This window comes from Bacillus sp. N447-1 (assembly GCF_022701035.1).
In the GTDB taxonomy this organism is placed as follows: Bacteria; Bacillota; Bacilli; order Bacillales; family Bacillaceae_G; genus Bacillus_A; species Bacillus_A cereus.
Genome location: NZ_CP065509.1, coordinates 798,135 through 819,056 on the forward strand (window position 1 = coordinate 798,135; position 20,922 = coordinate 819,056).

Genomic DNA, 20,922 nt, shown 5'->3' on the forward strand with positions numbered 1-20,922 from the left:
AAGTGTTTAAAAAAATTATTTATTTAATTAAAAAAGTGAAACCAAATTTTTTTGGTTTCACTTCACAATTTTACCAATCTTGTGGTTCGTAATTTAAGTCTGCAAATAGACGTCTTTTCTCTTTCTTTGTTAAATCTCTCCACTGCCCAACCGGTAAATTATTCAATTCAATATTCATAATTCTCGTACGTTTTAACGTGTATACTTGATAACCTAAAGCTTCACACATACGGCGAATTTGACGATTTAGCCCTTGTGTTAAAATAATTTGGAACTCATATTTTGATAACTGTGTAACCTCACAAGGAAGCGTTTTTGTTCCTAAAATTTTAACACCCGCTGCCATTTTCTCTAAGAAATCAGGTGTAATTGGCTTATCTACTGAAACGATATATTCTTTCTCATGTTTGTTTTCAGCACGTAAAATTTCATTAACAATATCACCATCATTCGTTAACAAAATTAAACCGTCTGAGTCTTTATCAAGACGTCCAATGTGACTAATTCGTAAAGGATGGTTCACTAAATCGATAATATTACCTTTTACTGATTTTTCACTCGTACATGTAATACCTACTGGTTTATTTAAAGCGATATATACGTGATCTCGAGCAATTCGAAGCTGCTCTCCATTTACTCGTACATCATCACCTGGGTTCACTTGGTCACCAATTTTTGCAACCTTACCGTTAATAATTACTCTTCTCTCATTAATTAGTTTATCCGCTCCACGTCGAGACGCTTTTCCAGCTTCACTAATAAATTTATTGATACGCAAATTAGGCACATCCTTTTCTAAAAAAATTTCAAGCTCACACTGCTTCTACCGTACAATACAAAAGGGTAAGCCTCCTATTATAACTTAAATATATTAACATGAAAGGGTATATAACGTCTTCTATTAATTACTTGTTTATAAGAAAATATCTTTATTATACATTCATTTATACACTTTTTCAGCGTTTAATATACAAGCCATTCTTCCTTACATACAGCTTGTTTTCCTTTTATCTCTTCTATATCTTCATGAATATTAGCTAATTTATATAAATCTGGGAAAATCTCTTCCACATAATGTTGATGCGTCTGTTCATCTTTCCAATACGTTAACACTATGTAACGATTTTCATTTTTTAAAGACTTCCCAACTACTCCACCTAACATTCCTTTTGCTTTTTCCATTCCTTTATTCCAAATTGTTTCTTGCTTCTGTAAAAAATACTTTTCCTTTTCCACCTTTACATCACATATAGCAACTCTTACGAATGATCCTTCTGTAACAACGTCTTTCAAATGCGTATCAGTTATATCATACAACGTTTGAAATAATTCAATTTCACACGAAAGAAACGTATCCTCTTGATTACTATTTACATAAATTGTATCGTGAGCACCATTCATAAATGATTGATATGTACTTCTATCTTCCCATAAAGTAAATACACATGCCTCATCTTCATACCATCCACCAAATTGTCCATGAAAACCATCTAGATGCCGTATATCACTCCATTTTTCTTGCGCATTTGAAAACAATTTCTTTTTCTCTTCTTCCACCTTACAGTAGATTGTTTTTAGTAACATTTTTAATTCCCCCTTATGATTCGATCCATTTCCCACTCGCCATACTTTCTATTTTTCCATATACACAAACATTAATTTTTTTGTTATCAGCTCCATTACTTAATCAAAATTTGATGCCCTCCGTAAATGTTGTAAGTTGATTACGAGAATACTTACCGTGTAAAAATACATCTAAAATATAAAAATTAAAATCTCTTACTTTGTTTTCTTATCCCAGTTATAGTTTACATAATATAATTATGTATCGCTATTTATATCATTCAATAAAATATACTATTTTATTCTATATGCATAATATTTTTAATTCAAACAATTCAGAATTAAAATCCGAAAAAGATAGAAAGTAAACAATCCTACATTATCATCTACTCCCTATCTCTCTTATCATCAATTATTTTTCAAATAAATAATACGTAATTTCTCCTGGATAATGTAATACAGTTACCTTCCGCTCCCCTTTTTTAAAACTAACAGTATGCCCGTTTTCCCCTAAGTTCTCCCATCCATTTGCTTTTGTAATAGGCATTACACTTATATATTGATAGTCCTCTTCATTATCATCGTTAATATGGATTGCTGACATTGGCACTGGAAAATCTTTAATTTTAGATTCTTTGTCTACATATATGAGTGCAAATAAACCAACTAATAACATAGCCATTGAAATACTTAAAACCAGTTTTCTTCTATTCATTTTCACTAAAAACCCTCTTTTCTCGCATATAGCTTTCATCATTTTACTAAATTTAATTATTCGTGTATAGAAAAGTCATAATTTAAATTATTTCTAACCTATTTTCTCTACTTTAAACAACATTATTGTTATATATTATAATTATAAGTTTTTAAATTTTGGAGGCGTTACATATTGCAGAAATTACTTTTTACTAAATGGACAGTTGTTATTTCTATTTTCATCATTTTCGGTACGATTTTCTATGTTACTAATGTTAAAAATAACAACGAAAAAGCAACTGTAGAAACAGCGGAGACAAAAACTTTCAAAACGAAATTACAACCTAAAATTCATGAATTGACTACTCATTATAATGACATCATCGAAAAAGATTGGTTACCTGCCTGGGAAGAGATTAACACGAATGGAGATTCAGTAGATCGAAATAAACTATTAGTTACAATGAGTGCTGTTTCCAAACAGTACGAAACAATTATGAACGAAATAGACACGCTTAAAATTGAAGAAAACATAACAGATATAGATATACAAAAACAACTACTTCAATTCACAACTCAGTTTAAATCCGCATCAAATTTCATGAAAAATGCAGCAAATTTGATTATAGACGGAGCAAATAACTCTACTCCAACCAATGAAACTATTGAAAAAACAAAACAAGCTTTAGGACTTGCGGATCAACATATTGTCATCGCTTTATCTACTTTAAATGAAGTTGAAGATAAATTAGGACTTACAAAAAAATAAAACTATTTACTATTTTAAAATAAAAAATGATTGCAATTCACAATTTGTATGTCTATAATATTTTTATTGATTTACAATCAATGTGTTTATAAATTTTATAATTCGGATGAACCATTCAGGAGAAGGTCTATTGATCTACCGACGGGGCAAAAAGTTGTTATACCAGCTTTGAAACTCTCAGGTCTTGGTTACAAGTAGAACTGCATGGGGACGAATCTCTGGAGAGACTCCCTCTCGCTTTCATAGAGCGCGGAGGAAAACGAGCACCGAAGGAGCAAATCCGCTACTTTAGCGGATAATCTCTCAGGTAAAAGGACAGAGACAAGCGAAAGAAAAAGCCGATTGTATCGGTTTATTTTTCTATCCCTTGTTTCTCCAGAGACCATTTCATTTACTTGAAGTGGTTTTTATTTTTTCTAAAAAAGGAGAATAAAGATGGAGACAGTAAGTAAAGTATTAGAACAACTAAATCAATACGTGTGGGGATTACCAACTTTGTTGCTACTCGTTGGAACAGGTATCATTCTCACAGTGCGTTTGAAAGGTTTACAGTTTAGTAAACTATTATACGCTCACAAACTAGCGTTTAAAAAATCAGAAGATACTTCTTCTTCTGGAGATATTAGTCACTTCCAAGCACTCATGACAGCTATGGCCGCAACGATTGGTATGGGTAATATAGCCGGTGTTGCAACAGCGGTTACAATTGGTGGTCCTGGTGCAATATTTTGGATGTGGATTACCGCTTTATTCGGTATGGCAACAAAGTATGCAGAGGCAATACTTGCAGTGAAATACCGTGTTAGTAATGAAAATGGTGAATATTCAGGTGGACCAATGTATTATTTAGAGCGTGGTTTAGGTAAGAAATGGCTTGCTATATTATTCGCTATATTTGGTACAACTGCTTCTTTCGGTATTGGTAATATGGTGCAATCTAACTCAGTTGCAGAGGCAATGCGAATTAATTTCTCTTTCCCTCCTGCTTTAACTGGTATAGTAATGTCATTTTTAATCGCAATTGTTATTTTAGGCGGTGTAAAAAAAATCGGGAAAGTGACGGGATATGTCGTTCCTATTAAAGCTTTCTTTTATATAATTGCTGGTCTTATAATTATTTTCTATCACTACGACCAAATTCCAGAAGCATTTTCACTTATTTTTTCTGGTGCATTTAATGGTACAGCAGCTGCTGGTGGTTTTATTGGGGCAACAGTTGCATCAGCTATCCAAATCGGAATGGCGCGTGGTGTATTTGCGAACGAAGCTGGTTTAGGGAGTGCACCAATTGCGGCGGCGGCGGCAAAAACCGATTCGCCTGCAAAGCAAGCTTTAGTTTCAATGACTGGTACTTTTCTAGATACGTTTATTGTATGTACAATTACAGGACTAGTATTAATTACTACAGGCGCTTGGAAATCAGGTAAAACTGGTGTTGAAGCTACAACACTTGCATTCCAATCTGTATTCGGTACTGCTGGTAGTATGATTCTCGGTATCGCAATTATTTTATTTGCCTACTCTACTATTTTAGGCTGGTCGTATTATGGAGAAAAATGTGTAGCTTATTTATTCGGAGAAAGTGCAGTTAAATATTATAAAGCAATCTTTATTTTCATGATTGCAATTGGTGCTAATTTAAAGCTAGGAATCGTATGGACATTTGCTGATATTGCAAATGGACTTATGGCAATTCCAAACTTGATTGGTTTGATTGGATTAAGTAGTATTGTTGTTGCTGAAACGAATCGCTTTTTACAAGCAGAGAAATTGAAAGAAAATAATAAAAAACAGGCAAGTTAATCTATGAAAAAAGGAATGACTCATACATGATGAGCATTCCTTTTTTCATCCCCTCTTTTACTTAATTACTATCATTAAAAATATATTTATATCAATATTTACTCCTTTTTATTCCTTCAAAAGTTTTTCACATAAATGTCATAAATCGTATGGTCTAACTATATAGTTGAAAAGGAATGCGCCATTAAAGTGTCGCTGAAAAACTCATCCAAGAAAAGGGAGGAAAAATCTTTTGAAAAACAAAATCATTGTTTTCCTATCTGTTTTATCATTTATTATTGGTGGTTTCTTCTTTAACACGAATACTTCAAGTGCTGAAACATCATCTACTGATTACGTTCCTAACCAATTAATCGTTAAGTTCAAACAAAATGCATCTTTAAGTAATGTGCAATCTTTTCATAAATCTGTCGGAGCTAATGTCTTATCTAAAGATGATAAGTTAGGTTTTGAAGTCGTACAATTTTCAAAAGGTACTGTAAAAGAAAAAATAAAGAGTTATAAAAATAATCCAGATGTGGAATATGCAGAACCAAATTATTACGTTCACGCCTTTTGGACTCCAAACGACCCATATTTTAATAATCAATATGGATTACAAAAGATTCAAGCTCCACAAGCTTGGGATAGCCAACGAAGTGATCCTGGTGTAAAAGTAGCTATTATTGATACAGGAGTTCAAGGCTCACACCCTGATCTGGCTTCGAAAGTAATTTACGGGCATGATTATGTTGATAACGACAATACATCTGATGATGGTAATGGTCATGGTACACATTGCGCTGGAATTACTGGAGCACTTACGAATAACAGCGTCGGAATTGCTGGTGTTGCCCCACAAACTTCAATTTATGCTGTCCGCGTATTAGATAATCAAGGAAGTGGTACTCTTGATGCTGTAGCGCAAGGTATTCGAGAAGCTGCTGATTCGGGTGCAAAAGTAATTAGTTTAAGTTTAGGAGCTCCAAATGGTGGTACTGCATTACAACAAGCCGTTCAATATGCATGGAATAAAGGCTCTGTTATAGTTGCAGCTGCTGGAAATGCTGGAAATACAAAAGCTAATTACCCTGCTTATTACAGCGAAGTAATTGCAGTTGGTTCTACAGATCAATCAGATAGAAAATCTTCATTCTCTACTTATGGTAGCTGGGTAGATGTTGCAGCACCAGGTTCAAATATATATTCAACATATAAAGGAAGCACGTATCAATCATTAAGTGGTACATCTATGGCAACACCTCATGTTGCAGGAGTCGCTGCTCTTTTAGCAAATCAAGGATATAGTAATACACAAATTCGCCAAATTATTGAGTCAACTTCTGATAAAATTAGTGGTACAGGTACGTACTGGAAAAACGGTAGAGTCAATGCATATAAGGCTGTACAATATGCTAAGCAATTACAAGAAAATAAAGCTTCTTAAGAAAACTTTAATCAGTCGATCTACCATGAATGCGGAATAAAATAGAAGGAGAGACTTCTATAATTAAAGCCTCTCCTTCTTACAAACTATATTACTCTCCCTGCTTTTTAACCATATGTAAATACAGTACAAAATCCATCATTGTCGACGAATGACCAAGTTGACGGATCATCGCTGTTATATTTCCTCTATGATATGTACCATGATTTACGACATGTTGCACTAATTCTAAAATCGAAGTTTCTAATTTCCCTACATATGGATTCTCAATAACAAATACAGCATTCACATCTTGTATTGTAATTAAAAAATCTTTATATTGATTTGCCATGTTTTCAAACATTTTTTCTAATTCATGTAACGATTTAGTTTCAATTTGTTTTCGTAAATCTTCTCGGTCTTGTATTGCTTCATTCATACTTTTACCATGCAATATATGTAACCACACTTGATCTGTAATATAAATATGCACAAAAGTATCCTTAATGGATGGAAATACACTCTGTATCTGCTCATTAAAAATCGTCTCATAGTTTGGTAACTCTTTTAATCGATTGAATAATCTTGTATTGGCCCAAGCATGATAATCACACTGTTTTAATATATAATCTTTCAATTTATATTACCTCCTTATTGTATGAAACGAATGGTTTGTTTCTTCATTTCTGATTCTCTATCAACCTTTGCAATCCCTTTTTCTTTCATTTCATGCTTATTTATCGTTTTATATTTTACATACGTATAAAATTCCGTTTGAAATGGAAATGGTGTAATCCGAATTGTTTCCTCGTCCACCCATTCAGCTTGAATAAGTTTCTCCTCTTCACTATTAAACATTTCTGTTCCTTCAAAACCATCTTTAAATAAATCAATTTCATCTTTCTTTTTGACACCAGACTTATTCATACATACGTATAAAGAAAGTTCATCACAAAACTTTAATAATTTATAATGTTTATCGAACATCGCAAACTGTTCTTTTGTTAACGTTTTCAAGATTCTTTTTTGTCGTTCTAATTCATGTTTATAAAATGACATCATCTCTTCATCTTCCTCGTTTAGTGGAAATGATAAAAAATGTTTACTACAAAGCAATGCCCCGTATGGATTAGAATTTTCAATTTCATTCAAACCAATCGTATAAAAAACAAAACGTAATGGGCTTGGACAATCCATAAATGTATATGGAATATTTTTAGCATCATTCAAAATTGGTACTTTATCAAGCTCTATCCATCCTCTGTCATGCTCATATATTGCATCAACTGTTTCTTTTAAATATGTTTTACTTTCAAAAAAGTCTTCTTTTATATGTTTTGCAATCTCTCCAGCTAAAAAACCATGGTCATGTTGACGAATTAATATACTTTCCTTCTCATTTTTTTCACGAAAAATCATTCATATACTCCCCCTCATCCTCATACTAAAGCTTTTTATATGCATCGATTCTTAATTAATCCCTAAATAATAGAAGGGATTCAGTCTCTTGCAACGAAATTAACATAATTATATAGTATTCTATCTAATCATAGTGATAGCTTTATCTTTACTATCTATTATACTAAAACATTCATTCCAAAAATTTTTTTATGAGGTGAAAACATGAACAAAACAGAATTAATTAAAAACGTAGCTCAATCAGCTGATATTTCTCAAAAGGACGCTTCTGCAGCTGTACAATCCGTATTTGACACAATTGCTAATGCATTACAATCTGGAGATAAAGTTCAACTAATCGGTTTTGGAACTTTTGAAGTGCGCGAAAGATCTGCTCGTACAGGACGTAATCCGCAAACTGGCGAAGAAATTCAAATCGCCGCTGGTAAAGTTCCTGCATTTAAAGCAGGTAAAGAATTAAAAGAAGCTGTTAAATAAACAAGAAACCAGCCATTTTATAGGCTGGTTTCTTGTTTTTATTTAAGCAATTGCTTTATATTCTCTGCATGATACACTTCACAAATATAAAATACACATTTGCATTTACTTACAATTTGATACTTTCTAGTTGGATACACATTCGCTGTAACAGAACATCCATCAAACAATTCGATAATATTTCCAGATGGCTGATATCCTTCATATAATACATTTCTTCTTACTTCCATCTTTTCTATAAGCTTTTCAACAGGAATATTTCCACTCTCTAATTCACTCTTTATTGCGTCCGGTAAAAACGAAGTGTCTGCAAAAATTAGATTTTCAGATAACACCTTGCCTTTATAACTAACATTAGATACACGGTAAAGAAATGTTCCATCTTTATCAAAGAAATTCTTTGCTTCTTTCGGAATGTACTGTCTACCAAGTGCCTCTTGTTCAAGAACATCAAACTGAACTGTATCATTTAAAAGCTTTTCTAAAGCATGAATGGATGATGTATCTCCAGAAAATAAAATATTTTTAATTGCTTGTACGTTATAAGTGAATTCATTCTTTCTATTTTCCGCTACTAACATGAGGAACACCTCTTCTATAATTTTTTTATTTAAGATTTAAAAGTGCTGCCGCATCTAATTGCGTAATTTCAGTTACTTCCTTACTGAATATTGCAACAGAGGCCCTATAATCTAAACTAGGCTTTACATCTTCCATCATTGTATTATTTAATAACTCTTGTCTATCCTTAAAAACCAACAAGTTTGGAGGATCATTTGGAGCTGATACTGTAATATGTACTGGCGGAATCATTAGTCCTTCACCTGTCGCTTTCAGCACCGCTTCTTTTCGAGTCCAATATGTTAAAAATCCTTCTATTTTCTGTTCATTTGGCAGTTTCATAACTTGCGCTATTTCAATGTCTGTTAATACACCTTCTGCCATTTTCATAACATCTACATTTGGATTCATTTGTTCTACATCTATGCCAACAGGTGCAGATTTTGTAAAAGCAACGACAACCCACTCACCTGAATGCGAAACGGATAATTGCGGCATACCTTCTGGTAATTGTGGTCTTCCATGCTGCACTTTACATACTGAGCACATTCGATCAATTGGTACTTGGACTGGTGACATAGAAAGTATCTTACCGAGAACTAATCTACTTATTACGCAACCTATTATAAAACGAGCTCGATCTGCCGAATGATGATACGAATTTGCTTTCTCTCGCTCTATATCATTTAGTAAATTGTAATGCCATGATTGTAAATCCGAAATTCTTGCCCACCATATTTGACAATCATTCTCATTCAAAGTTGGAATAGAATCTACAACTTTACTTTCTATCATGTAAACTCTCCTTTATTCAACGAATATCAATTTTCATAAGAAAGCATGCGTATATTGTTATTCATTGACAAGTACTTTCTCTTTTTCTGATACAGATAATGTTTTTTCTTTCTTCTTTGACATTACCTCTTTATCGGAAATACGTAAAGAAAATAGTAGTGCTATGAGCAAAAATATTGCTGATCCAATTAATGCTGCTTGATATGGTAAAAAATCGGATTGAGCGTTATTACTTCCAAAACCAGCTAGTATACTAGCTAAAACAGCTACTCCTATTGCTGAACCTAATCGATTTTGCACATTGAATATAGTAGTAGCTCTCCCCATAGAAGGCGGCGTGATATTGTTAAAGGCAGAAAATTGAACCGCACCGACAGATTGACCTAAGAAAATACCGATACCAAACAATAATGCGCGGATTTGCCACGGATTCGTATCGTGATTTACAAAACTTAATAAAACAAAGATAACCACGGTACAAATTAATCCAATAGAAATTACCTTTCGCGCTCCTAATTTTTTATATGACCATGGCACAATTTGTGAAGAAATCATTAATCCAATCGCCTCTGGAAATGTCGTAAGTCCTGATTCCAGCGCGGAAACTCCTATCACATTTTGATACATAAGTGGAAAAACAAATAACATTCCTAGTAAACCAGCTGATGAAAATAATGATATAAGACTCATCTTTCTAAACACTGGTTCTTTTAATAAACGTAAATCTAACATCGGTTGCTTTACTTTCAGTTCTACGATTATAAACAATGTAATGAATACACCCCCAGCTATCCCAGTACTCATAATTTCTGGAGAAATCCACCCTTTTGATGGTCCCTGGCTGAGCGCATATATGAGCATCGCAAATCCTGGTGCTGATAAAATAAAGCCGAGCGAATCAAAGCGACCAGCTGATTTTTCAACATGCTCTGCTAAAAATAGAAGTCCAAATAGCAATGCAACGATTCCAAACGGTAGATTAATATAAAATGCCCAACGCCAAGACATTTGATCTACAAAGAAACCACCGATGATAGGACCAATTGCTGGTGCTACAGCAATTGGAAGTATAATGAACCGAGAAATCTTCGGTCTTTCCTCTGGTGAAAATGTTCGAAATAACATTGCCATTCCAACTGGTGTTAAAAGCCCTCCACCAGCACCTTGAATAATACGGAAAATATTCAATGAAGTAATATCGTTAGCCATTCCGCATAAAGCAGAGGCAATTGTAAATACGAAAAGAGCAATTAAAAACACTCTTTTCGTACCAAATCGATCTCCTAACCAACCAGAAATCGGAAGGAAAACAGCTAAACTAACTAAATACCCAACATTAACCGTCCCCATTGCAGATGCAGGTACTTGTAGTTCTCTACTTATCGTTTGCAGTGCTACATTTACAATCGTTGCGTCCATCGCAGCCATAAACATCGCAGTTATATAAACGATACTTACAACTACTTTTGGATTTAGTTTTTCTTTCATTATCGTTTTCCTGCTAATGTTTTTTCGCGAACTTGATTACTTTTTGGATTCAAATCTTTCCAGTTATATTCAACATATTCTAAGCAGCTCTGCCTACTAGCTTCTTCATATACGATATTCCAGCCAATAGGTACATCGAGAAAAGCAGGCCAGAGAGAATACTGGCCCTCCTCATTTATTAATACTTTATATGTGTAATTATCATTTTCAAATGGATTCGTCATACTCTACTTACCCCTTTCTTATTCTGCAAATATTTCGCTAATACTTGTCCAATTTCCGTAAGCGGACCTGGCTGACATAAATCTTTATGTCTACAATCAATATCGTGCTGCACAATTTGCCCGTCTAAATAATTTAGCCACGTATTTGAAGAAATAGGATCAAACCAGTCTGGTATAACAGTAGATCTAAAGAACAGGATATCTCCGTTATAAACTTTCGGTACATATTTCCCTAACAACCCTACTGAATTTACATATGTTTCTTTCAAGTTCAATATAGTCTCTTCTTCAAGACTTGCTAATGCACTTCCATCTTTACGAAGGATTTCAACTGCACTTTCCATTGTAAGTGGTTTACCATCCATGTTATCTGGGTCATATCCGCCTAAAGCAAGTAATGCGATTAACGCTTCCTCTTCAGTAGGCGCTTCCGTATTCGGTAAGAAGTGTCCAGGATAAGAGTCAAGCATAACGAGTAATTCTACTTCTTCCCCTTCATTTTGTAATTGCGCCGCCATTGCATGCACAACATTTCCTCCAAGCGACCAACCTAATAAACGATATGGTCCATGAGGCTGTACTTCACGAACGTGTTTCAAGTAATCCGCCGCCATCTCCTCTAAACTTTTTGGAAGTTCTTCATTTTTAGCAATACCACGTGCTTGCACACCATAAATTGGATAATCTGTTCCTAAAGATTTCATAAGTCCTGCATAGCACCAACTTAATCCACCTGCTGGATGTACACAAAATAGTGGTAATTGATCCCCGCTTGCTCGTAATGGAAGCAACACATCAAGTGCACTTTGACCATTCCCCATCTCAAGTCTTTCAGCTAACCCTGCAACAGTTGGTGCTGCAAATAAAGTACCAATGTTTAGTTCCACTCCAAGCGCCTCTTTCATGCGGCTCATAAGCTGTACTGCAAGGAGTGAATGACCACCAAGATCAAAGAATCCGTCATCAATTCCAATTTGAGGTACACTTAGCACTTCTGTAAACAAGTCACATAACATTTCTTCTTGCGGTGTTCTTGGACCACGACTAGAAGATGATGCGATAAATACTGGAGCTGGCAATGCCTTTCTATCTAATTTACCGTTTGGAGTTAAAGGTAACTCATTTACTACTACAAAAGCGTATGGAACCATATAATCTGGTAAACTACCACTAGCAAACTGACGCATTTCATTCGTATCAATTGCTTCATTATTTGATGCAACGATATAAGAAACTAACCGTTTATCCCCTGGTTGATCTTCACGTACAATAACGGCTACTTGCTCAGCTTTAGGGTGCTTCATTATGACTGCTTCTATTTCTCCTAATTCAATTCGGAATCCACGAATTTTGATTTGATGATCTGCACGTCCTATATAATCTAGCGTCCCATCATTACGCCAGCGAGCTAAGTCTCCTGTACGATACATTCTTGTACCTGGCTTGCCAAATGGATCTGCGATAAAGCGTTCAGCCGTTAATCCTGCTCTTCCTAAATATCCACGCGCAAGTCCTGCACCTGCAACATACATTTCTCCAACTACTCCAGGTGGGACTGGTTGTAAATAGTTGTCTAACACATACACTTTAAGGTCAGGTATACTGCACCCAATTAAACTATTTGCCCGTAAAGAGACGATAGTTTCATCTAATTCAATATAACTAACATGTACTGTCGTCTCTGTAATACCATACATATTAATAAGCTTTGGTGCGTTATGAGGATGTCGACTATACCAATCTTCTAAGCGACTTAGCTCAAGTGCTTCCCCTCCAAAAACAACATATCGTAAAGATAATTTTTGGCCAATCTCTTCATTTTCACGATCTGCTTGCATCAATTGGTAGAACGCTGATGGAGTTTGGTTTAAAACCGTAACCTTTTCTTTAACAAGAAGCTGTAAAAATTCTTTCGGCGAGCGACTTACAGTATGTGGGACTACAACTAAACGCCCTCCGTATAATAAAGGTCCCCAAATTTCCCAAACCGAGAAATCAAAAGCATATGAATGGAACATCGTCCAAACATCGTTTCCGTCAAACTGGAACCAATGATCAGTTGCTCCTAAAAGTCTCACTACATTTTGATGAGGTATCATAACGCCTTTCGGTCTGCCCGTTGACCCTGACGTATAAATAACGTAAGCAATATGTGATGGAGATAATGGCTTAATTCGTTCCACTTCATCAATATTGTCTTCACTATATTTCTCAACCTCTGCTATTACTTTCACATCATCAACTAAAACTTTTAGTGCCTCATTACATTCAATTTCCACTTCTGAATTCGTTAAAACACATGATGGTTTCGCATCGTGTAGCATAAATGAAATACGGTCTGCTGGGTAATCTGGATCTAACGGAAGGTATCCAGCACCAGCTTTAAGAACAGCTAATAAGCTTACAACCATGTTTAATGATCTTGGCATCGCTAAAGCAACGAGTTGATCAGGACCAATCCCTTTTGCTATTAGGAATCGAGCTATTTTATTTGCTTTTCTATTTAACTCTTCATAAGTTAATTTCTTATCTTCAAAGACAACAGCAATAGAATTTGGATTTATATGAGCCTGCTTTTCAAACAATTGTGGCAATGTCATTTCTGGTGCAATTTGAAAACCACCATTCCACTTTTCTAACACTGTATTTTTCTCTGCTAAAGTTAATATTTCTAATCTGCCAATGGATTGATCTGGATTTGTAGTTGCATCATCTAATAACAAAATGAATCGTTCTATTAGTTTTTGAACCGTTTCACGTTTATATAAATCGGTACTAAACTCTAGTAATCCATGTAAACCGTTCGGAGTACCATCAACCCCGTTACTCTCACTAATTTCAAATGTTAAATCAAATTTTGCAGAACCAACGCTTTGAATTTCAAGGCTCGCTTCTAAATCTGGTACATGAAACGTTGCTTCTGGTGTATTTTGAAAAGCTAACATAACTTGAAACAACGGATGGCTGTTTCGAGTACGTACTGGATTTAATACTTCAACAAGCCTTTCAAATGGAACATCTTGATTTTCATAAGCTGCAAGATTTACCTGCTTCACTCTATTTAATAATTCTTTAAAACTTGGATCTCCTGAAGTATTTGTACGTAACACTAATGTATTTACAAATAAACCAACAATATCTGAAAGTACATCATCATTTCTTCCAGCAATCGGACTTCCAATTGGTATATCAGTGCCTGCACCTAATCTTGTAAATAGTGCACTAAGCCCTGCTTGCAATACCATAAACAAACTAACTCCATTTTTACGTGCAAGCTCTACTAACCTACTATGCATACCTTCATCTATATGAAAATGAATTGTTTCCCCGCGGTAACTCGTCTCAATTGGACGCTGGAAATCTGTAGGTAACTCCATTTGGTCTGGTAAACCTTTAAGTTCTTCTTTCCAAAAATCTAATTGTGTTGAAATAAGACTCTCTTGTGTCGTTTCATCACCTAGCAATTGCTGTTGCCAAAGTGCATAATCTGCGTATTGAACTGGTAGTGTCTCCAGCTGAACTCTGTCACCTTGACATCGCGCTTTATACGCCGCTGTAAAATCTCTCGTTAACGGCTGTAATGACCAGCCATCACCTACAATATGATGTAATAGAATTAATAATACATGTTCGTTTTCACTCATTGTAAAAAGTTGCAAACGAACTGCCGGCTCAAAATCGAGGTTAAAGCTATATCTTACCGCCTCTGAAAGTACACTTTCTAATTCATCTTTACATGTATTAGTTATTACCATTTCTAGATTTAAGTTTTCCATATCTAAAATTTTCTGATAGGAACTACCTAATACGTTAGGGAAAATTGTTCTAAGTGTTTCATGTTTCTCAACTACATCATAAAAAGCACCTTGTAATGCTTCCCGATTCAATATTCCATTCATACGAATGACTAGCGGAATATTATAAGTAGGACTTGGACCTTCTAAACAATTTAAGAACCATAACCTGCGCTGTGCAAATGAAAGTGGAATTTCATTTGACCTACTTGCTTTCTGAATAGCTGGTCTTGCACTTTTTGCATGGTTTAATTGTTGCGCCAGTTCGGCAACAGTTGGTGATTCAAATAGTTTCCCAATTCCTAATTCCACACTTAACGTTTCACGAATTCTTGCCATTAAACGAGATGCGAGAAGTGAATGTCCACCCATTTCAAAGAAATTATCATCAATGCTAATTCGAGAAACACCAAGTACTTCTGCAAATAAATCACATAATATTTCTTCTTTCGGATTTCTAGCAACCCTCTCATTGTTCATTCCATTAAAATCAGGAGCAGGTAATTTCTTTCTGTCAACCTTACCATTTGGCGTTAATGGTAATTCTTCTAGCACAACAAATGCCGATGGTATCATATAATTCGCTAAACTTTCTGAAACATAAGAACGAATTTCTGAAAGATTAATCGGTTCCTTTTCTTCTGCAACGATATACGCAATGATGCGTTTATCATTTGGACGATCTTCTCGTACCATTACTACCGCTTGTTGAATATTTTCATGTCGTTGTAATACCGTTTCAATTTCAGCTAATTCAATTCGGAATCCACGAATTTTAATTTGATGATCTGCGCGACTAATGTACTCTAACGCACCATCACTACGCCATTTCACAAGATCTCCTGTACGGTACATGCGCTTCCCTGATTCTCCATAAGGATTTGCAACAAACCGTTCAGCTGTTAACTCAGGTTTTCCTAAATATCCGCTTGCAAGTCCTTCCCCTGCAATATATAATTCCCCAATAACTCCAGGTGGAACTGGTTGTAACCCTGCATCCAATACATACACTTCTGTGTTGCAAATTGGCTTTCCGATAGGAGGTATACCCTTTTCACCTTCATCAATGTTCATGAAAGTAGACCAAATCGTCGTTTCAGTTGGTCCATATAAATTAGTTATTGAGCAACCTAATTCTTTTAATTTATTTGCTAAATGCGCTGGAAGAGCTTCACCACCAACTAGTATGTTTAGCCCTTGTAGCTTTTCTGGATAATCAGTTACTAACGCCTGCCAAAGCGTCGGTGTAGCCTGCATAACGGTCACTCTTTCTTCTTGTAAAAGTGTCGTTAATGCTGATGGCTCTTGTATGTCTTCTTTTTGCGCAATTGTTAAACTTGCACCACTAATAAGAGGTAAATAAATTTCTAGAGCAGAAATATCAAACGCAAACGTTGTAACTGCTAATAAATGATCATTTTCATTTAATGAAAACTTTTGTTGCATAGCCATTAAAAAGTTACTTAAACCTCTCATAGGAACAATTACACCTTTTGGGTTTCCTGTTGAGCCTGAAGTATATATTGTATAGGCTGGGTTTAAAAGTGATACATCATTCTTACATGCTATATTCATACGAGAATATGTATGTAACGCTATTTTCGTTTCTTCATCATCTAATACAATTTTTTTCATATCATTTTCTATAACTAACTTAGATGAAACAGATGAATGTGTTATGATACAAACTGGTTTTGCATCATTTACTATATAATTAACTCTTTCTGCTGGGTATTCTGGATCTATTGGTAAATACGCTGCACCAGCCTTTACGACTGCTAGCATACTAACTACCATTTCTATTGATCTAGGGAATACTAAAGCTACAAACTGATTTGGTCGTATTCCTTCTTCTACTAAATAATGTGCTAGTTCATTCGCTCGTTCATTTAGCTCTTTATACGTAAGGTTTACACCGTCACAAGTAATCGCTAGTTTATTGGGATTTTTTTGCACTTGTTTTTCAAATGATATAGGTAGACTAATTAACTCATCATCTTCCTTCGTTTCATTCCATTCCAATAAAACTTTATGATTTTCTTCAGGCAGAGTAATGTTTATTTTTCCAATCGACTCGTTTTTCTCATAATTATTTATTACTAATTCAAATAGATTCATAAATCTTTCTTTATGCAATGCTAGCTCTGCGCCATTATATACTTCGGGATTCGCATCAAAATGAATCATTAGCTCATTTTGATCAAAACGTTTATATACATTTATCGATAAATCATCTACAGGTCCTGCTGATAAGTTATGTGTAATACCACGATTTCCAGCAAAATTAAGCCCGTAATCAAAAGGCATAACATTCACTAACGGTCCAAACAACCTTTGATTTTCACCTAGTAACTTTAAGTCTCTTCTTAATTCCTCATGACGGTATTTATGATGGTGACGTACATCTCGAATTTCTTTAGAAACTTGCTGCAATAATTCCGCAAGAGTTATATTTGGAGTTACTGTAATACGAAGTGGAACTAAATTCATTACCATACTTGGTGTATGAATAGATACAGAACCTAGACGTCCCATCATCGGTAAACCTAAAACAATATCATTTTCACCTGTTAATTTATGCATATAAATACTTGTTACAGCGACAATGAATTCCGGCCAACTTGTTAACGAAATATTGATATCTTCTAGTAAAGTTTTCGTGCTAGAACTAGATAAATAAGCTGTTTCTCGTGAAAATCCATTTGATGTTCTCGGTGCTCGTTCTGCCAAACTTACAACTTCTGGGGCATCTGCAAACTTTTCTAACCAAAAAGTACGATTTTCCTGAAATTGTTTTGACTCACGATACTCAATATCTTCTTGCACGACTTTCGCAAGAGAACCAAATGGCTTTTGACTCTTGTTTGTTTCTTCTATAAGTGATGTATACTCATTCGCTACCTTTTGGCTAAGAAGTGAAAATCCATAGCCATCCATCACAATGTGATGGATGCGCTGATACCAAAAGAAACGATTATTTTCAACTTGAATAAGTGCTTCAGTAAATAATATATCTTTTTTCAAATTGACTGGTATAGATAAATCATTTTTCATCCATACTTTAGCAGCTTCTTCAGGGTTTTCTTCTTTACGAACGTCAATAAAATGCATATGAAACTGTGATTCTTCAACAACTTGCCATGGGCCAATTTCATCCTCTTCGAAGCGAACGTGAATTGCCTCTGCTTCCATTACAACTTTACGTACAGCTAATTCAAAAATGTCTTGATGAATATTTCCATTTATTTCTACATATTCCCCAGTATTATATATCGGATTAAGCGGATCTAATTGTTGCGCAAACCACATACCAGACTGCGCAGATGATAACGAATGACGAATCTTTTGACTGTTAGGCATTCTTTACTACCCCTTTATTATGTAGTCTATTTGTTACAGCACCTGTGCTGTTTGTGAAGATAGTAAACTGTACCAACCTGCAACAGTTGGACGTTCTGCTAAATCTGCAAAAGTGATTTCTTTCCCTTCACGACGCCATTTCTCTACTAAACTCATAATTCTGACCGAATCAAGCCCTCTATTTAATAAGTCCTCATCAATATCAATACTCTCTACTGGCTCACGAAGTAGTTGTGCAACTAGTTCATGCACTTCCTGTATAGTGATTCCTTCACTCTCATCACCTTTTACACTTTGTAAAGCTTTTAACAGTAGGTTTGTTGATGTCGTTACTGCACATCTATTAGATGCATACTCCAATGCTTGTTTATGATGCTCTAGTGAAAAATCAGCAACTGCATCTGCTACAAAGAACGGCTCTATACCATCCATAAATGCTTCACAAGCTGTTAAAAGACAGCCAATATGCGCATAAATACCGCAAATAATGAGTTGATCTCTTCCTTGTTCATTTAAAATTTCTAATAGATTTGTCTTTTTAAATGCACTATATCTCCATTTTGTTAGGAATATATCATCTTCATCAGGAGTAAGTTCATCAACAATTTTCTTTTTATCTGGTCCAGCAGGAATACCGTCACCCCAAAAGTCTTGTAATAAACCTCGTTGTTCTAACGTTTGCCCACCAGGTTGTGCTGTATAAACAACTGGTATACCAAGTTCCTTACATTTTTCTCTTATCATTTTAATATTTGAAATAAGTTCTACTTTTGGTGATTCTTTATCGCTATATGCATCAAGAAAATATTCTTGCATGTCATGAATTAAAAGTACTGCACGTTTTGGATCTGGTGTCCAATTCACTTTATTTTTTGGTAGTTCTGATTCAATTGGCATTTTATATACTGAAATAGATGGGATAGCCATCTAATCACTTCCTTCCGGTTTTTATTATTGTTTTACTATAATTAGTTTTTCAGCAATGACTTTACGTAGTTCTTTTTTGCTGACTTTTCCGACTCCTGTTTGCGGGAATGATTCAATAAATTCAATTCGATCTGGAATTTTATAAGCCGCGATACCACGTTCTCTTAAAAACATTTTTAATTCACTTACTGCCGGAACTTGTTCGCGAGCTATAACAAAAGCACAGGTGCGTTCACCTAAATAATCGTCAGGCATAGATACAATTGCTACGTCATGAACCGCATCGTGTGCTAATAAATGATTTTCAACTTCTTCCGCAGCAACTTTCTCACCACCACGGTTAATTTGATCTTTATCTCTTCCTTCTACAATGATGTATCCTTGTTCATTTACTTTTACAAGATCACCTGTGCGATAAAACCCATCCTTTGTAAATGATCGTGCATTATGCTCTTCAGCTTTATAGTAACCACGAATTGTATATGGACCTCTTGTTAATAAACTACCTACTTCGCCAGGTTGTACATCGTTGTCATTTTCATCAACAACTCGTACTTCATCGAGTGCAGACATTGGTCTACCTTGTGTATGAATAATAATTTCTTCCGGATCGTCTAATCTTGTATAGTTCACTAATCCTTCCGCCATACCGAATACTTGCTGTAACGTACATCCAAATGTAGGGCGTATACGTCTTGCTACCTCAGCACTAAACTTAGCACCACCTACTTGAATAACCTCTAGGCTCGATAAATCGGTATTACGAGAAGATGCAGCATCAAGCCAAATCATTGCTAATGGCGGAACGAGCGCTGTAATTGTAACTTTTTCTTTTTCGATAAGAGCAAATGCCTCATCTGGACTACCACCAGTTGCCAATACCACTTTTCCACCCGCATAGAAAGTTCCAAATGTCCCTGGAGAACTCATTGGGTAATTGTGTGCTACTGGAAGAACTGCCATATAGACGCTTTCTGCATTCAAATTACAAATTTTAGCGCTAACACGCAAACTATAAATATAGTCATCATGTGTTCTAGGAATTAATTTAGAAAGACCTGTTGTGCCTCCTGATAATTGGAGAAACGCAACATCACTTGGCTGAACTTCTGGTAATGAGACGGGATCCATATACAGATCATTTATGTTCACAAACTCTTCTTCTTCTCCCACTACAATTACATGTTGTAAATTTGGCACTTTCTCTTTCACTTCTCTTGCTAGTTTTCGATAATCAAAACCGAGAGCCTTATCTGAAATAACGTAAGCGCTCGCCTCGCCAAAATCACAAAAATAACTAATTTCACTGCTTCGATGTGACGGCAGTGCAAAGACAGGAAGCGCTCCAATTCGAAATAGTGCAAAACATATTTCGAAAAACTCGATAATGTTAGGTAACTGGATTACAACTCTGTCCTCTTTCTTTATTCCTAAATTCAGTAAACCTGCTGCTAAACGATCTACCTTTTTATTAAGTTCACTATATGTTATATGCTTCTTACCACTTACAACCGCGATTTGATCTCCATATTTCTCAGCACGCTCTCTTAACACTCCTCCAAATGTTTCACCAAGCCAACATCCTTCTTCTCGGTAACGATTGGCAAATTCTTTTGGCCATTCTGTATAACCTACTAGCAT

General features: G+C 35.2%; 16 protein-coding genes and 1 riboswitch. Of the genes, 4 read left to right on the top strand and 12 right to left on the bottom strand.

The features are described from left to right. Window positions 1-70 precede the first annotated feature (70 nt). From rluF to IQ781_RS03940, 3 genes are all read right to left on the bottom strand, one after another. Entirely contained in the window at window positions 71-778 is a 708-nt protein-coding gene (gene rluF, locus IQ781_RS03930) for a 23S rRNA pseudouridine(2604) synthase RluF (protein ID WP_001222171.1), read from the bottom strand. Window positions 779-963: 185 nt separating this feature from the next. Then, window positions 964-1,584 carry a YdbC family protein gene (locus tag IQ781_RS03935; protein WP_000925180.1) on the bottom strand — a complete coding sequence of 207 codons (621 nt, stop codon included), beginning with the start codon at window positions 1,582-1,584 and terminating at the stop codon, window positions 964-966. A gap of 391 nt (window positions 1,585-1,975) precedes the next feature. Next, a complete protein-coding gene (locus tag IQ781_RS03940) occupies window positions 1,976-2,320 on the bottom strand; it encodes a hypothetical protein (RefSeq protein ID WP_139245339.1) in 345 nt (114 codons plus the stop codon). Window positions 2,321-2,452: 132 nt separating this feature from the next. Between IQ781_RS03940 and IQ781_RS03945 the strand changes: the two genes are divergently transcribed. The 3 genes from IQ781_RS03945 to IQ781_RS03955 all read left to right on the top strand — a co-directional run bounded on the left by IQ781_RS03945 (window position 2,453) and on the right by IQ781_RS03955 (window position 6,257). Beyond that, complete coding sequence (locus IQ781_RS03945) at window positions 2,453-3,028, top strand: hypothetical protein (protein ID WP_001170889.1); 576 nt, start codon at window positions 2,453-2,455, stop codon at window positions 3,026-3,028. 208 nt (window positions 3,029-3,236) lie between these two features. Next, window positions 3,237-3,357, top strand: a riboswitch (glycine riboswitch). Between the two features lie 106 nt (window positions 3,358-3,463). Continuing rightward, window positions 3,464-4,831, top strand: a complete 1,368-nt coding sequence (locus tag IQ781_RS03950; protein WP_000451037.1) for an alanine/glycine:cation symporter family protein — start codon at window positions 3,464-3,466, stop codon at window positions 4,829-4,831. A 232-nt stretch (window positions 4,832-5,063) separates the two neighbouring features. Further along, window positions 5,064-6,257, top strand: a complete 1,194-nt coding sequence (locus tag IQ781_RS03955) for a S8 family peptidase (RefSeq protein WP_000790938.1) — start codon at window positions 5,064-5,066, stop codon at window positions 6,255-6,257. A 91-nt stretch (window positions 6,258-6,348) separates the two neighbouring features. On the opposite strand, the gene IQ781_RS03960 is transcribed toward IQ781_RS03955, so the two are convergent. Together IQ781_RS03960 and IQ781_RS03965 are read right to left on the bottom strand one after the other, a co-directional pair. Continuing rightward, window positions 6,349-6,873 (bottom strand): DinB family protein, encoded by a 525-nt coding sequence (locus IQ781_RS03960; protein WP_000656267.1) that lies wholly within the window; start codon window positions 6,871-6,873, stop codon window positions 6,349-6,351. 14 nt (window positions 6,874-6,887) lie between these two features. Beyond that, window positions 6,888-7,655 (bottom strand): DUF3891 family protein, encoded by a 768-nt coding sequence (locus tag IQ781_RS03965; RefSeq protein WP_000577297.1) that lies wholly within the window; start codon window positions 7,653-7,655, stop codon window positions 6,888-6,890. 204 nt (window positions 7,656-7,859) lie between these two features. On the opposite strand from IQ781_RS03965, the gene IQ781_RS03970 reads away from it, so the two are divergent. Beyond that, window positions 7,860-8,132 carry an HU family DNA-binding protein gene (locus IQ781_RS03970; protein WP_001043905.1) on the top strand — a complete coding sequence of 91 codons (273 nt, stop codon included), beginning with the start codon at window positions 7,860-7,862 and terminating at the stop codon, window positions 8,130-8,132. Between the two features lie 38 nt (window positions 8,133-8,170). On the opposite strand, the gene IQ781_RS03975 is transcribed toward IQ781_RS03970, so the two are convergent. Genes IQ781_RS03975 through IQ781_RS04005 form a run of 7 tightly spaced genes read right to left on the bottom strand, consistent with a single transcriptional unit; the run spans window position 8,171 to window position 20,922 of the window. Next, window positions 8,171-8,713 carry a hypothetical protein gene (locus IQ781_RS03975; RefSeq protein WP_000959125.1) on the bottom strand — a complete coding sequence of 181 codons (543 nt, stop codon included), beginning with the start codon at window positions 8,711-8,713 and terminating at the stop codon, window positions 8,171-8,173. 25 nt (window positions 8,714-8,738) lie between these two features. Further along, window positions 8,739-9,488: a 4'-phosphopantetheinyl transferase Sfp gene (gene sfp / locus IQ781_RS03980; protein ID WP_000573004.1), complete on the bottom strand. Its 750-nt coding sequence runs from the start codon at window positions 9,486-9,488 to the stop codon at window positions 8,739-8,741. Window positions 9,489-9,545: 57 nt separating this feature from the next. Beyond that, window positions 9,546-10,976, bottom strand: a complete 1,431-nt coding sequence (locus IQ781_RS03985; RefSeq protein ID WP_000660191.1) for an MDR family MFS transporter — start codon at window positions 10,974-10,976, stop codon at window positions 9,546-9,548. Next, entirely contained in the window at window positions 10,976-11,200 is a 225-nt protein-coding gene (locus IQ781_RS03990; RefSeq protein WP_000184055.1) for an MbtH family protein, read from the bottom strand. The genes IQ781_RS03985 and IQ781_RS03990 overlap by 1 nt, the downstream gene beginning before the upstream one ends. Then, on the bottom strand, window positions 11,197-18,354 hold the full coding sequence (locus IQ781_RS03995) for an amino acid adenylation domain-containing protein (RefSeq protein ID WP_139846929.1): 7,158 nt from the start codon (window positions 18,352-18,354) through the stop codon (window positions 11,197-11,199). The genes IQ781_RS03990 and IQ781_RS03995 overlap by 4 nt, the downstream gene beginning before the upstream one ends. Window positions 18,355-18,387: 33 nt before the next feature. Next, window positions 18,388-19,281, bottom strand: a complete 894-nt coding sequence (locus tag IQ781_RS04000) for an isochorismatase family protein (RefSeq protein ID WP_001007255.1) — start codon at window positions 19,279-19,281, stop codon at window positions 18,388-18,390. Window positions 19,282-19,305: 24 nt separating this feature from the next. Then, window positions 19,306-20,922: a (2,3-dihydroxybenzoyl)adenylate synthase gene (locus IQ781_RS04005; protein ID WP_139846928.1), complete on the bottom strand. Its 1,617-nt coding sequence runs from the start codon at window positions 20,920-20,922 to the stop codon at window positions 19,306-19,308.

Coding starts and splice junctions, on each gene's coding strand:
- IQ781_RS03935 (WP_000925180.1), bottom strand. CDS start 1,584: ATGTTACTAAAAACAATCTACTGTAAGGTGGAAGAAGAGAAAAAGAAA.
- IQ781_RS03940 (WP_139245339.1), bottom strand. CDS start 2,320: ATGATGAAAGCTATATGCGAGAAAAGAGGGTTTTTAGTGAAAATGAAT.
- IQ781_RS03950 (WP_000451037.1), top strand. CDS start 3,464: ATGGAGACAGTAAGTAAAGTATTAGAACAACTAAATCAATACGTGTGG.
- IQ781_RS03965 (WP_000577297.1), bottom strand. CDS start 7,655: ATGATTTTTCGTGAAAAAAATGAGAAGGAAAGTATATTAATTCGTCAA.
- IQ781_RS03970 (WP_001043905.1), top strand. CDS start 7,860: ATGAACAAAACAGAATTAATTAAAAACGTAGCTCAATCAGCTGATATT.
- IQ781_RS03975 (WP_000959125.1), bottom strand. CDS start 8,713: ATGTTAGTAGCGGAAAATAGAAAGAATGAATTCACTTATAACGTACAA.
- sfp (WP_000573004.1), bottom strand. CDS start 9,488: ATGATAGAAAGTAAAGTTGTAGATTCTATTCCAACTTTGAATGAGAAT.
- IQ781_RS03985 (WP_000660191.1), bottom strand. CDS start 10,976: ATGAAAGAAAAACTAAATCCAAAAGTAGTTGTAAGTATCGTTTATATA.
- IQ781_RS03990 (WP_000184055.1), bottom strand. CDS start 11,200: ATGACGAATCCATTTGAAAATGATAATTACACATATAAAGTATTAATA.
- IQ781_RS03995 (WP_139846929.1), bottom strand. CDS start 18,354: ATGCCTAACAGTCAAAAGATTCGTCATTCGTTATCATCTGCGCAGTCT.
- IQ781_RS04000 (WP_001007255.1), bottom strand. CDS start 19,281: ATGGCTATCCCATCTATTTCAGTATATAAAATGCCAATTGAATCAGAA.
- IQ781_RS04005 (WP_139846928.1), bottom strand. CDS start 20,922: ATGCTAGTAGGTTATACAGAATGGCCAAAAGAATTTGCCAATCGTTAC.